The 14,239-nt window shown below is 41.4% G+C and carries 14 protein-coding genes; 11 read left to right on the forward strand and 3 right to left on the reverse strand.

The genetic code is table 11. From position 1 onward, the window contains the following. The first annotated feature begins 87 nt into the window (after positions 1-87). The 11 genes from NBH16_RS07615 to NBH16_RS07665 all read left to right on the forward strand — a co-directional run bounded on the left by NBH16_RS07615 (position 88) and on the right by NBH16_RS07665 (position 10,716). Complete coding sequence (locus NBH16_RS07615) at positions 88-690, forward strand: acyltransferase (RefSeq protein ID WP_250788327.1); 603 nt, start codon at positions 88-90, stop codon at positions 688-690. Between the two features lie 76 nt (positions 691-766). After that, the gene (locus tag NBH16_RS07620) at positions 767-1,873 is read left to right on the forward strand and encodes a glycosyltransferase family 4 protein (RefSeq protein WP_005865540.1); all 1,107 of its coding nucleotides are present in this window, start codon (positions 767-769) and stop codon (positions 1,871-1,873) included. Position 1,874: 1 nt separating this feature from the next. Continuing rightward, positions 1,875-2,708 (forward strand): glycosyltransferase family 2 protein, encoded by an 834-nt coding sequence (locus NBH16_RS07625; protein ID WP_005865542.1) that lies wholly within the window; start codon positions 1,875-1,877, stop codon positions 2,706-2,708. Further along, positions 2,696-3,556, forward strand: a complete 861-nt coding sequence (locus NBH16_RS07630) for a hypothetical protein (RefSeq protein WP_227154289.1) — start codon at positions 2,696-2,698, stop codon at positions 3,554-3,556. The genes NBH16_RS07625 and NBH16_RS07630 overlap by 13 nt, the downstream gene beginning before the upstream one ends. A gap of 9 nt (positions 3,557-3,565) precedes the next feature. After that, the gene (locus NBH16_RS07635) at positions 3,566-4,879 is read left to right on the forward strand and encodes a UDP-glucose dehydrogenase family protein (protein WP_048928343.1); all 1,314 of its coding nucleotides are present in this window, start codon (positions 3,566-3,568) and stop codon (positions 4,877-4,879) included. Continuing rightward, positions 4,876-5,985, forward strand: a complete 1,110-nt coding sequence (locus tag NBH16_RS07640) for a glycosyltransferase (RefSeq protein WP_227713816.1) — start codon at positions 4,876-4,878, stop codon at positions 5,983-5,985. The genes NBH16_RS07635 and NBH16_RS07640 overlap by 4 nt, the downstream gene beginning before the upstream one ends. Continuing rightward, the gene (locus NBH16_RS07645) at positions 5,982-6,566 is read left to right on the forward strand and encodes a DapH/DapD/GlmU-related protein (protein WP_009018610.1); all 585 of its coding nucleotides are present in this window, start codon (positions 5,982-5,984) and stop codon (positions 6,564-6,566) included. Before NBH16_RS07640 ends, NBH16_RS07645 begins: the two co-directional genes overlap by 4 nt. A 95-nt stretch (positions 6,567-6,661) precedes the next feature. After that, entirely contained in the window at positions 6,662-7,753 is a 1,092-nt protein-coding gene (gmd, locus tag NBH16_RS07650) for a GDP-mannose 4,6-dehydratase (RefSeq protein ID WP_005865553.1), read from the forward strand. Then, positions 7,753-8,835 (forward strand): GDP-L-fucose synthase family protein, encoded by a 1,083-nt coding sequence (locus NBH16_RS07655; protein WP_048928356.1) that lies wholly within the window; start codon positions 7,753-7,755, stop codon positions 8,833-8,835. The genes gmd and NBH16_RS07655 overlap by 1 nt, the downstream gene beginning before the upstream one ends. 88 nt (positions 8,836-8,923) lie before the next feature. Further along, positions 8,924-10,132, forward strand: a complete 1,209-nt coding sequence (locus NBH16_RS07660) for an AAA family ATPase (protein ID WP_005865557.1) — start codon at positions 8,924-8,926, stop codon at positions 10,130-10,132. Between the two features lie 11 nt (positions 10,133-10,143). Further along, entirely contained in the window at positions 10,144-10,716 is a 573-nt protein-coding gene (locus tag NBH16_RS07665; RefSeq protein ID WP_005865560.1) for an RloB family protein, read from the forward strand. Positions 10,717-10,799: 83 nt separating this feature from the next. Here NBH16_RS07665 and NBH16_RS07670 read toward each other — a convergent pair whose 3' ends face one another. Genes NBH16_RS07670 through mtaB form a run of 3 tightly spaced genes read right to left on the reverse strand, consistent with a single transcriptional unit; the run spans position 10,800 to position 14,048 of the window. Beyond that, complete coding sequence (locus NBH16_RS07670; RefSeq protein WP_044546465.1) at positions 10,800-11,825, reverse strand: glycosyltransferase family 2 protein; 1,026 nt, start codon at positions 11,823-11,825, stop codon at positions 10,800-10,802. Further along, positions 11,822-12,712 (reverse strand): lysophospholipid acyltransferase family protein, encoded by an 891-nt coding sequence (locus tag NBH16_RS07675; protein WP_005865563.1) that lies wholly within the window; start codon positions 12,710-12,712, stop codon positions 11,822-11,824. Before NBH16_RS07675 ends, NBH16_RS07670 begins: the two co-directional genes overlap by 4 nt. 1 nt (position 12,713) lies before the next feature. Next, entirely contained in the window at positions 12,714-14,048 is a 1,335-nt protein-coding gene (gene mtaB, locus NBH16_RS07680; protein ID WP_250788329.1) for a tRNA (N(6)-L-threonylcarbamoyladenosine(37)-C(2))-methylthiotransferase MtaB, read from the reverse strand. Between the last annotated feature and the right edge of the window lie 191 nt (positions 14,049-14,239).

Below are 14,239 nucleotides of genomic sequence, written 5' to 3' on the forward strand. Positions count from 1 at the left end.
GTATAAAGTGTGGGGACAGAACATGATTCACGGTCTTTATGACTAATGAAAACTCGGTCTTATTCCACACTTTGATGTTGAATGTTTATGCAAATTTATAACGATAAATTATTATACAATGAATATTTTTATCCAACCCCAGCTCCCTCATTATTGTTTATGATAAATGGTACGATGGTACTAGAAGGTGACGTTCAATTCTCTTCAGGCTGTACTTTGCGCATCAATGATGGAATATTGCAACTGGGAGAAAATGTCTGTTTTTCAGGTGGATGTAAAATCTTATGTAACAATCGGATATTTATTCGAGCGTATAGCCAGTTCGCTTTCGATTGTGTTTGTTGTGATACGAACTTTCATTATATACTTCAGAAAGACGGCTTGGTAAAGGATTGTGTGGGAATTATCGAAGTGGGGAATAGGAACTGGATTGGAAATTCTACTACCCTTATGCGGGGTACTCAACTTCCCGACAATACCATTGTGGCAAGTAGGAGTTTTGTGAATAAGAGTTTTTTAGGTTACCATGATGATGGAATACTTATAGCAGGTAGTCCTGGTAAAGTGGTTCGATTAGGGGATCAGCGTGTTTTTTCCGCACAGAAAGAGATGGAAATCAGAGCTTTCTTCAAAAAAAGTAAGATGACTGAAATGTGGTTAGCTGAATCAGATTTTTTCTTTTATGAATGATGAAATGAAGCTGTAGTATATTTATTGAATAATTGTTGATCCACAAAGTAACTAAAAAGTTGTAATTCTATAAGCGATGAAAATATTGCATGTTTTATACGAATTGAAATTTTCTGGGGCTGAGATCATGTATGTTGATGCAGCCGATGAATTTAGAAGCCTTGGGTGTGAATTGTATGTTATAAATTCGGCAGAAAGGTTGGGTAAATATGCCGACATGTTTAAAGATGCAGGTTACAAAGTATATCATCTACCTTGTCCGAGTGGATTGATTACCAGATGGAGTTATTGCCAACAAATAGTCCGGTTGGTGAAAAAAGAAGGAATAGATGTCATTCATACCCATGCATCGAATATGAAATGGGATATGGCTTTGGTTGCATGTCTGGCGGGAATACGTTCTGTCTACACTTTTCATAGTTGCTTTAAGTCCAGACCTATTTCATACCTTTACCATATATGGTTAAGATGGAGTGCAAAGAATTTGTTGAGTTGTAAATTCCAAACGATATCAGATAGTGTGTACGATAATGAACGTTTATATTATCATAATGACACGATAAAAATCTATAATTGGTTTGGGAATAAACGATTCTTTCCGGCTGATAAGGCAGAGAAGCAAGCTGTTAGAAAAGAACTTGGCATCTCAAAAGATAGTTTTGTTATAATTTCCGTAGGAGGTTGTAGTGTTAATAAACGGCATCATGACATTATCAAAGCACTTCCCGATTTGCTAAAAGAAAAAAATAATCTAATGTATCTTCACCTTGGACAAGGAGATACTACCGAAGAAGAAAAAACTTTGGCAAGAAAACTTGGAGTTGAGAACAAAATTCGTTTTATGGGAAATCAAAAAGAGGTGAGAAAATTCCTTATTGTTTCTGATGTATATCTTATGACTTCACACTATGAAGGCATCTCCTTAACTACTATAGAAGCCTTGGCTTGCAAAATTCCGGCAATATTATATGATGTTCCCGGATTGCGGGATTTCAATAAAGAACAGTTGTGCTCTTTATTGATACCAGAGCAATCGACTGAGATCGTAAAAGCAATCAAAAAGCTAAGGACAAACAGCGGTGAAAAGGAAATGATAATCAAGAACGGATATGAAATGGTTATGAGAAAGTTTTTTCTGCCAACAAACGTAAGGCAAATATTCAAGTTATATCAAGGATCTTAAAATGGAACAGATAGAGGCAAACATTGCCGTATTACTGACAGTTCATGACAGGAAGAATAAAACATTGAGATGTTTGGAAAATCTTTATAAACAAGTATTGCCAAATTATTTGCGCCTCGATATTTATCTAACCGATGACGGTTGTACGGACGGAACACCGGAAGCGATTAAAAGGCAATTCCCGAAAGTTCATATTATCAAAGGTGATGGTAACTTATTTTGGAACAGAGGAATGTATAGGGCATGGGAAGAAGCTGCCAAACAAGATTATAATTTTTATCTATGGTTGAATGATGATAGCTATTTATTTGACGGTGCGTTGTTTACTTTGTTAGATAATTCTGCAAAATGCAATCATCAGGCCGTAATAGTAGCACCAATGAGGTTAAGGGAAAAAGGCGTTACTACGTATAGCGGATATGATGGTTCGCAAAAAATAACTCCTAATGGAAAGTTGCAGGAATGTGAAAAGTTTAATGGAAATTGCGTTTTGATACCACAATGTGTTTTTAAAAAGGTTGGCAATCTTGATTGGACTTATCGTCATGCCATTGGAGATATTGATTATGGATATAGGGTACGGAAAGCCGGCTTTAAGAATTATGTTGCTACTGGATATCTAGGCATTTGCGAGAGCAATCCAAAGTTGCCTGCATGGGCAAGAAAAGAGATCCCGTTCATTAGGCGGATAAAAAATCTTTATTCCCCCTTAGGGTATGCAGAACCGATACCTTTTTTCCTTTTTGAAAAAAGGCACATCGGATTTGTGACAGCCGTCAAGCATTTTATTACAATTCATATAAGAGTTTTATTTCCGCAATTATGGAAACAATAAATAAATCCATGTTTGTTTTTCAAACAGATTCGGATATTGTACGTAATGTGTATGATACCCAACACAACTATCTGATTGAGTATAATGAACAATGTAAGGATAAAACGTATTGTGCTGTCTATTTTTGCAGCAATGATCTATATTATCCAAACGTTGAAGATATTTTCAGGAAAAGGATTGTAGAGAAAAACTTCTTTGAATGGTATAATTTAAGGATAGAAAAAGCGTATAAACATATTTTTGTTCGTGATGTATTCAAGCAGTGGTATTTGTCCGGTATCAACCAAAGCATTGATTCTCCGGAAAGACTAATCGAATTTCTGAAAAATGAAACCGATGGATACCGTACTATCATGTCTGGCAGTTCAGCAGGTGGTTATGCGGCCATTTTGTATGGTTCCATCCTCAAAGTCGAAAGGGTATTTGCTTTCAATCCTCAAGTAGAATTGACATCCCTATTAACAAAGAGTAATGAAAAGACAAATCCGCTAATCTTTAGATTAAAGGATGGTCCTTATAGGAAGTATTTTGATATTGTCCCATTTATTATGCCTATGATGAATATTTATTATTTCTTTTCCAATCAATCCAGATGGGACATCGAGCAGCGGTCATATTTGGGAGACACAAAGGGAATCCATTTACTGCCATTTAGATCAACACATCATGGTATCCCTTTCTTGAAAGTGGCTCTTCCTGTCATATTAAATATGGAAGATATACAATTAAAGAAGTTTGAGAACAAAATTCAGCATCCGCTTATATTCACGATGAGACTTGTGGGATTGAGAAAAACAATCATAGGATTCTTTTCACAGGTATATGCGACATGCAGGAAAAGACGTTAAAAGATAGTTATGAATATAGCAATTGTTGGTACAGGTTATGTCGGATTGGTTTCTGGCACCTGCTTTGCGGAAATGGGTGTTCATGTCACTTGCGTGGACGTGAATCGAGAAAAAATAGAAAACTTACAGAACGGTCGGATTCCTATTTACGAACCCGGATTGGATGAAATGGTGATGCGCAATTTTCGTGAAGGAAGGTTGAGCTTTACGACCCATCTAACGTCTGTCTTGAATGATGTGGACATTGTGTTCTGTGCCGTGGGGACACCTCCCGATGAAGACGGAAGTGCCGATTTACGATATGTATTGGCAGTGGCAAAACAATTTGGTGAGAATATTCAGAAATATACCCTGCTTGTCACCAAATCAACAGTTCCTATAGGGACTGCCCAAAAAGTGAAGGCTGTTATTCAGGCAGAGCTTGATAAACGATGTGTGAATGTTCCCTTTGATGTAGCTTCCAATCCTGAATTTCTAAAAGAAGGAGCAGCCATCAAAGATTTCATGTCGCCAGACAGGGTTGTGGTAGGAGTGGAATCGAAAAGAGCCAAGGAGTTGATGAGTAAACTTTACCGTCCTTTCCTGCTGAACAATTTCCGGGTAATATTTACCGATATACCCAGTGCGGAAATGATAAAATACGCAGCAAACTCTATGCTGGCTACCCGTATCAGCTTCATGAACGATATTGCCAATTTATGCGAATTGGTGGGAGCTGATGTGAATATGGTGCGAAAGGGAATAGGTTCGGACAGCCGTATCGGAAGCAAGTTCCTTTACCCGGGTTGCGGTTATGGCGGTTCGTGTTTCCCGAAGGATGTTAAAGCTTTGATAAAGACCGCAGAGAAGCATGGATATGAAATGAAGGTGCTAAATGCGGTGGAGTCTGTGAATGAAAAGCAAAAGAGTGTACTTTTCAATAAATTGTTCAAGCATTATAAAGGGGCTTTGCAAGGGAAAAAGATTGCTGTTTGGGGACTTGCCTTCAAACCGGAAACAGACGATATGCGTGAGGCGACTTCATTGGTCACTATTGATCGGTTGCTGAGGGAAGGATGCAAAGTACGGGTGTATGATCCTGTGGCAATGGAGGAATGCCGTCGTCGTATGGGCGGGGGTGTGGAATATGCCGCAGACATGTATGATACTGTCTTGGAAGTGGATGCTTTATTGATACAGACTGAGTGGAAACAGTTCCGGCTACCCAATTGGAGCCTATTACTGAAATTGATGAACAATCCGGTCATCATTGATGGGCGGAACATTTATGACGCAGAAGAACTTCAACATTTGGGCTTTGATTATTACTGTATAGGAAGATGAATAAGTTGAAAGCATTAGTCTTTTACCAGTACCTATCTCCATGGAGGATTGATGTGTTTAATGAGATGGGTAAATATTATGACATGACCATCGCATTTACGGATGCTGACAGTGAGGGATTCACCTATAACAGGAAAGAATTGCTGGAAAAACTGGAGAATATTAAGGTCCTTTTCTTGACTAAAGGATTCAGGATTGGAAATAGGCCTGTACGTCTGGGAATTTTCAATTTAATCAAAAAAATAGATCCCGATGTCATTTTCTCCCATGAGTATTCCTATACAAGTATTTTGGTAGCCTTGTATAAGCAAATGGGGCTATTTCACTACAACTATTATCTGACAACATCTGACAACTTGAAAATGGCCGAAATATCTTCCGGATTGAAGGCTAAATCCAGGAGCTATGTATTGACCCACAGCAATGGGATTATAGTCTATGGTGATGCTGTGAAGCAATGGTATCAAAGAAGATTCCCCCGATTGCGGATAGAGGTATGTCCTAATATACAGAATCCTCAAACATTGTTGGCTTATCGCTCACAGTTTCAACCTATCCTTCAAAAATACATTCAACAATATGGTTTGGCAGGGACTTCTGTTATTCTTTACACAGGTAGGTTAGTAAAAGCAAAAGGGTTGGATTTGCTGTTAAATGCGTTTGCAAAAGCACAAATCGTAAATTATAGATTGGTCATTGTAGGTGAGGGGGAACTATCAGAAAGCTTGCAACAACAAGCAAAGCGACTTGGGCTGAAAGACAAAGTGGTTTTTGCCGGATTTCATACCGATGTCGGTTTGTATGCATGGTATGAAATAGCCAATTTTTTTATTCTGCCGAGTAGGTATGAACCCTTTGGCGCTGTTATTAATGAGTCTTTGGTTTACGGATGTCCCGTGGTGGCAAGCAAGTATATCGGTGCCACGGATTTTGTGACCAAAGGCAATGGAATGTTATTTGATCCCATGAATGAAACAGAATTCATTTACATAATAAGGCAAGCCTGTCGGAAATATTCCAATAAGCCTTTATCTAGGGCAAACTTGATGCCATGCTCTTTTGACAATTATGTATCTGCTTTTTATAATATTAATCGAAACAAGTGAAAATAGATTATCATAACATGCCGAAAGGGGCAGGTATGACAACGTTTGCCATACGCTACATAATGAACATTGTTCGAACATGGTATTTATTTCATTTGAAATATCCATGGGTGAAATACAATGGTTTCGTGAGAGTTATGGCTCACACTACTTTTGCCAGAGGCATGAAAATAAGTATTGGTCATAACGTCCAGTTTGGAGAATATTGCAATATCGCTTCTGATGTCGTATTTAAAAATAATATCTTGATAGCCGGACGTGTTTGTTTTGTCGGAAGAAATGATCATCAGTTTGATACTGTGGGTGAACTTATCTGGAATAGTTCAAGAGGGTACAATGGCATAACGATTGTTGAAGATGATGTATGGATAGGGCATAGTGCTACAATCGTGGGCGGTATCACTATCGGCAAAGGGGTGGTAATAGCGGCTGGAGCTGTAGTGACACAAGACATTCCGGACTGTGAAATTTGGGGAGGTGTCCCTGCAAAGAAAATAAAGGATCGGTTCTCGACAATTAGTGAGAAAGAACATCATCTACGATATATTAAAAGGATACAAGACAATAAAAGAAAGAATTAATATTACAATGATAATAAGCGGACTGCTTCACATAAACTTTCAGTATAATGGACTATCAAGATCTATGAATATGAAAAGATAAACATGAAAATAAAATGAGAAAAGTAGCATTAATTACTGGTATTACCGGCCAAGACGGTTCCTTCTTGGCCGAATTCCTTTTGGAGAAAGGATATGATGTACATGGCACCATTCGCCGCTCATCTGTTGATTTCAGGGAACGGATCGCGCATTTGGAAGGCCATCCCGCTTTCCATCTTCACTATGCGGATCTAGGGGATTCCACGAGTCTCTCGCAGGTGGTGAAGAGGGTAAAGCCTACGGAGATTTATAACCTCGCTGCGCAGAGCCATGTGCAAGTCTCTTTTGATTCACCGGAGTTCACGGCTGATGTGGATGCTACCGGGGTATTACGTATTCTAGAGGCGGTAAGGCAAAATGATCTTACGGGTACTTGTCGTATTTACCAAGCCTCTACTTCCGAATTATATGGGAAGGTGGAGGAGGTTCCTCAGAATGAGAAAACGCCTTTTCATCCGTATAGCCCCTATGCGGTGGCGAAGCTGTATGGTTATTGGATCGTAAAGGAGTATCGGGAGGCTTATCATATGTTTTGCTGCTCGGGTATCTTGTTTAACCATGAATCGGAACGACGGGGCGAGACTTTCGTGACTCGTAAGATCACGTTGGCTGCCGCACGTATCGCACAAGGGAAACAGGACAGGCTTTTATTGGGTAATTTATCGTCGCTTCGTGATTGGGGGTATGCCAAGGATTATGTGGAATGTATGTGGCTGATCCTTCAAAATGAGAAACCGGAGGACTTCGTGATCGCTACGGGTGAGCAACATTCCGTACGGGAGTTTTGCGAATTGGCTTTCCGTTATGTGGGCTTTGAATTGTACTGGCAAGGTGAGGAAGAAAATGAGAAGGGAATCGACCGCAAGACGGGAAAGGTGCTGGTGGAGGTATCTCCCGATTTCTATCGTCCCACCGATGTGGTTAATCTTTGGGGAGATCCATCGAAAGCGAGACGTGAGCTGGGGTGGAATCCGCGAAAGACTTCTTTTGAGCAACTGGTGAAGATAATGGTGGACGCGGATATGGCGAAGGTGGCCGTGGAACGTGCCTCTGCGCATGTTCGTACTAATTTGGCTGAGTATCTAGAGAAGGGCATCGTGAAATGATGGAGAAGAACGCTAAGATATATGTAGCCGGCCATAGAGGATTGGTCGGCTCTGCCATTTGGGAGAATCTGGAAAGAAAGGGATATGAGAATCTGGTAGGACGTACGCATAAAGAGCTGGACTTATTGGATGGCATCGCTGTCAAGCGCTTTTTTGATGAGGAACAGCCGGAGTACGTGATTCTCGCAGCCGCTCATGTAGGGGGGATTATGGCGAATAGTAAGTATAGGGCTGATTTTATCTACCGGAACTTACAGATTCAGCAGAACGTGATTGGTGAGAGCTTTCGCCATGGGGTCAAGAAATTGTTATTTTTAGGTAGCACTTGTATTTATCCACGTGATGCGGAGCAGCCGATGCGAGAGGACGCTTTGCTGACTTCTCCGCTGGAGTACACGAATGAGCCGTATGCGATCGCCAAGATCGCAGGGTTGAAAATGTGCGAGAGTTTTAATCTGCAATATGGTACGAATTATATCGCTGTGATGCCGACTAATTTATATGGCCCGAATGATAATTTTGATTTGGAACGTAGCCATGTATTGCCAGCTATGATACGGAAGATCCATTTGGGCAAGTGTTTGAATGAGGGAGATTGGCAAGGTGTTTGCCGGGATTTAGATGCCCGTCCAGTGGAGGGTATTGATGGACATTGCTCCCAAGAGGAAATTCTTTTGGTTTTGGCTCGTTATGGGATCTCTTCGGATAAGGTGGAGCTATGGGGAACTGGTAAGCCGCTTCGAGAGTTCTTATGGAGTGAGGAAATGGCAGATGCGAGCGTATATATCATGGAACATGTGGATTTTAAGGATACTTATTCGCAAGGAGATACTGATATCCGTAATTGCCATATTAATATAGGTACCGGGAAGGAGATTTCGATCGCTACTTTGGCAGATTTGATCGTGAGAACAACCGGTTATCGAGGTAAGGTAGAGTTCAATCCCACAAAACCGGATGGAACTATGCGTAAATTGACCGATGTGGCCAAACTGCATGAGTTGGGATGGCATCACCGGGTGGATATAGAGGATGGCGTGAGAAAAATGTATTATTGGTATCTAAGCGCTGTTATAAGATAAATGATTGCTTATGGATACGCATGTTGTTATTGCCTGAATACCTTGTATTCGGTTTTTATATGTATCTTTGTGAGAAAACAATAGATATATGATAGCTGAAATTAAATTCAAGAATATGTTCTCATTCAGAGATGAGACAGTTCTTAGCTTTGAGGCAGATAAGAGTAAGGATTTGGAGTCATATCATGTTGTTGAGCTGGCTCCGGATGTAAAATTACTTAAGTTAGCTGTCATTTATGGAGCCAATGCCTCAGGAAAAAGTAATATTATTAAGGTTTGCGATTTTATAAGGTCCTTTATAACTTGCACTCCACTTAATAAAGCGGAGCTAATTAAGATTGTTCCGTTCTTGCTAAATAGAACAAGTAAAGAACAAGCATCAGAGTTTTCTGTTTCATTTTATGCCATGAATGGAGACAAGGCTATCAGATATGTCTATTCCGTATTGTTGGAGACTACGCACATTGTCCGGGAAACCTTGATTTATTATCTCAGTCAACAACCGGCCACTGTTTTTGAACGTAGCATGGAAAACAATGTCTCTTCCATCAAATTTGGTCAAAAAGTTAAAATCAGTACGGCTGCAAAAGAGGAAATAACCTTAAAGTGTTTACCTAATATGTCTGTCTTTGCAGCTTACATGCAGGTAAATACCAATATTGCAGAAATGGAAACAGCCCTTCAGTATTTGACTAAACAAATGATGCCTGCGATAGTACCTACATCATCACTTAGCCGCTATGCAGAAGAGGCAATTAAAAAAGAAACTGCCAAAGAATATATCCTAAGGTATTTGCAGGAAGCAGACTTCAATATTTCGAATATTTCTTCAAAAGAGCAGGAGACTAAAAAGGGAGTAGTAAATTATACCATGTATCAGCACAAGGTCTCTTCCGGGTTGGGGGGGAATGATTACTATGAGTTCCCGGAGTTGTATGAATCAGATGGTACCATACGAACATTCGGCTTGGCATCCCAGATACAAAATAGTATTGGAAGCAATGCATTCCTTGCTGTAGATGAAATAGAATCATCTCTTCATCCTAAGTTGATCGAATATATGATTGAACGTTTCTTGAAGGAGTCAAAGCAAGCTCAGTTACTGCTTACTACTCATTATGACGGTCTGTTGGGGGAAGAGGATCTGCTTAGAAAAGATAATATCTGGTTCGCCGAGAAGAACACAGATGGAGCCAGTGTACTATATCCTCTAACTGATTTCAAAGGCTTGAATAGAATAAGCTCTCTACAAAAGGCGTATAAGTTTGGTAAATTTGGGGCAGTTCCTAATCTATAAATACCGGCCTTATGAGAAAAGTTAGAAAGAATATTGCCACTAGACAAGTCATTCATATTGTGGGTGAAGGACTGACTGAATTGTTTTATTTCAGTCATCTTAAAAAGTTTCTAGGCTACAGATACTCTATATCTCCACGTCTGTTTGAGAATAATAGTATCGAGAAGATTGATAAAAAGATAAAGGAGCTTCTAAATGAAGATGTATTTGTAATCTGTGTTTTCGATGCCGATGTTAGCAGACGATCAGATGCTGAAAATAGGAAGATGGCAGCTCTGAAAAAGAAATATGAGAAGAATGGTAATGTTATTCTGTGCGACAGTTTGCAATCAATCGAATATTGGTTCCTTTTGCATTTTGAGGATACTTGCCGTCATTTCCTAGATTCAGCAGCTACAGAAAGGGCTTTGAAGCGCTATCTTCCAACATACGGCAAAACACGTAAATATCTGGAAAAAGATAGCTGGGTAAGGGATATGATTGCAGATGCAAAAATGATTAAAGCTTGTGAACTTGCTGAGAAGTATCAAGGTCGAGATTCATATAGTGAGATTTATAAAGCTATTAAAAAAGTAAAAGAATAGTAATCCATAATCTATTCTCTATCTTATCTCCAAGCTCTCCGGTCTTCTTTTTCTCCTTAGGGGAAGTAAGAAGGCCGGTTTCTTTATCGTCTATCCTTTATCGCTTTGAATGTCCTCTTCCTTTTTAGATAAAATGCCAGAATTAAACTGTCCCGCATAAGTTCCGGGATGGTGCTCAGTGTACTTTTCTCCAGATTCTCTTTACGCTTGGGCGCATATTCCGGCTTCAGCTGGTGATAGGCTTTCCGTGCCTCATAAACCGCTTTCGCATTTTGGATATGACCTTCCATCAGAAACTTAGCGGCGGCGATATAGTCCAGCCAAAAGCGAATGCGCATCACATGCTTTAAATCAGCTTCCCGGGAGTTCTTATAAAGCATCAGCAAACTATTCCGGAAATTGAGGAAGGTCTTGCGGGGACTTTCCGCGTTCAAGGTGGCTCCACCGACGTGGTAAACGATGGATTGTGGGACGCATACCAACCGATATCCCCGTGAACGTAAACGCCAGCACATATCGACTTCTTCTTGATGTGCGAAGAATCCGGCATCTAATCCCCCGACTTCCTTATACGTAGCCGTACGAACGAATAAGCAGGCTCCTGTCGCCCATAAGATATCGGCGGGAGTGTCGTATTGCCCCTCGTCCTTTTCCACGATATGCAAGATTCTCCCCCGACAAAATGGATAGCCGTATTTGTCAATGTATCCTCCGGCCGCACCCGCGTACTCGAAGTATTCTTTATTTCGTTGAGCCCGTATTTTGGGTTGGACACAAGCGATTGACGGATCAGAGTCGAGAGTGGCAATCGGGGCATCTAACCAATTGGGAGTAACTTCTACGTCGCTGTTTAATAAAACGCAATATTCATGGTCGAGCCTTTTGAGCGCTTGATTATATCCTTCGGCAAAACCATAATTCTGGTTGAAGGAGATAATGCCGACGGTCGGGAATTTTGCTTTCAACATCTCGATCGAGTCATCGGTAGAACCGTTATCTGCTACGATAACCTCCGCCCATTCCGGAGAGTTGGATACGACGGAAGGAAGGAATTCCTCCATTAGCTTTCTTCCGTTCCAGTTTAAGATGACAATCGCTACTTTTTTCATCCTTGTTGCTCGTGTTTATGTTTCCAACGTTTATGGGTCCATAGCCAGTAGGCCGGATCACGCAAGATCATTTTCTCTAAAAGTCGTGCGTATCGCTCGGTGATGTAATTTTCCGGAGTCTCTTTTGGATTCTCCGTAATCAGCTTCATGTCTACGGTGTAATATCCTCTTTTTACTTTTTGGGTATCGAGGAAGATCACAGGCAGGTTCAGTTTCCGTGCGATACGCTCCGGACCGGTTAATATGGCTGTATCTTGATGAAGGAACTCGGTCCAATAATGCAGGTTGGCCTTGCTGGGTGTCTGGTCCGCCAAGAAGATGACGACAGATTTGGTTTTGTCTTGTTTTAACTTGATGATATCCCGTATCGTATCGTTTTTCTTGATGCCGAAAGAACCGAACTGTGTCCTGAGATCGGCGAATAGCTTATCAAAGGCCTTGTTGTTTAACGGACGGTATATCTGATAGATGCGTGAGTCCTCGAAACGGGTGGTCGATCCGGAGAACCATTCCCAGTTGCCATAATGCCCCATCGTGAGGATGAAGCAAGTATGGCCTTTCTCCATAAGTTGGTCAACCAATTCCGGGTTCTTCAGATAGGCTCGCTGTTGTATCTCATCCAGAGAGATATGGGCCAATTTAATCGTTTCCACGATATAATCGGCGAAATGATGGTAGAACCGGCGTTCCAACTGACGCCACTCAGCCTTGGATTTATCCGGGAAAGAGGCGGTTATATTACGGCGCACTACTTTTACCCGGTATCCGGCTATCTTATAGATAAGGACATATAGGATGTCTGATAACACGTATAAAGCTCGCATGGGAAGTAAGGCGTGTACTTTTACCCAGCTATAAAGAAAGGCATATTGTATTTTATCCCACATCTTAGTTGACGGTTGATGATTGATTGTTGACTATTAATGCGGTGCGATCCTCATTCCAGCCGCCTAGTACGACTTTGCGGGTCTCATTGACCAAAGCGGCATCATAAGGGATTTCTACCTTTATATAGTTCTCGGTGAAACCGTGCATCTTGCCGTCTTTCTTGGTGTGTTCGAATAAGACATTCGCTTCTTGTCCGATATGGGCCTCATAAAAGGCATGAAGTTTCTGGTCTGAGATATCCAAGAGTTGTTGACTGCGTGCGTGTTTGGTCTTTGGGTCTACTACATAATCGATCTTCAGCGCTTGGGTACCCGGGCGTTCCGAATAACTGAACACGTGCAGTTGGCTTATATCCAAGCTATCGATGAATTGGCGGGCCTCCTCGAAGTACTCGTCTGTCTCGCCACGGGTTCCAACGATTACGTCTACGCCAATGAAAGCATGCGGCATTATTTCCTTGATCTTTTCGATCTTATGACGGAAAAGAGCGGTGTCGTAACGGCGGCGCATTAATTGCAAGACAGCATCGCTACCGCTTTGCAAAGGAATATGGAAATGAGGAGCGAAACGTTTGCTATGGGCCACGAAATCTATGGCCTCGTCGGTAATCAGATTCGGCTCGATGGAAGAGATACGATAGCGTACGATTCCATCTACCTCATCCAAAGCACGGATTAAGTCGATAAAGGTCTCGTCGGTACTTTTGCCGAAATCCCCGATATTTACCCCTGTCAATACGATCTCCTTTCCTCCTTTACGTGCGACTTCCTGCGCCTGTTCCACCATGCTGGCGATCGTCCCGTTCCGGCTTCTTCCACGGGCGAAAGGAATGGTACAATAGGAGCAATAATAATCGCATCCATCTTGTACTTTCAAGAAATGACGTGTACGGTCATCGGCCGAGCAAGAAGGGGAGAAGGAACGTATATCCTTGCTTTGTGAGGCGATAACAGTTCCTCCGTGTTCTTTCTTCTCCAGGTTCTCCAGATATTGAAGGATCTCTAATTTCTGTTCGGCGCCAAGAACCAAATCAACGCCTTCTATATGGGAGACTTCCTCCGGCTTCAACTGTGCGTAGCAACCGGTCACCACGATAAAGGCACCGGGGTGTTGCTTGCTGATCCGACGGATCGCTTGCCGGCACTTCTTATCGGCCAGTTCCGTTACGGAGCAAGTATTCACCACGCATATATCCGCTTTTTCCCCGGGACGCACCTTGCGTACCCCTTGTTCGGCTAATAGCTTTCCAATGGTAGAGGTCTCCGCGAAATTTAGTTTGCAACCCAGCGTATAATAAGCGGCCTTTTTATTGTTAAATACGGTCTGATCTATCATTTTCGATTTAGTTAGAGTGCAAAGGTACTAATTAAGCCCGGATTAGTAAAGAGTTCGGATTGAGATGGACTTAAAAACTCTTTACTATTGCATAAATAGTTTTCCGGAAGCCTATCTATTCTTCTTTACTATTGGATATATTCTACAAACCACGTCGTGGTCTGTGCGATTCACGTCGTGGTCTGTATAAA

Source organism: Parabacteroides sp. Y3-G-102, assembly GCF_023656845.1.
GTDB lineage: Bacteria > Bacteroidota > Bacteroidia > Bacteroidales > Tannerellaceae > Parabacteroides > Parabacteroides distasonis.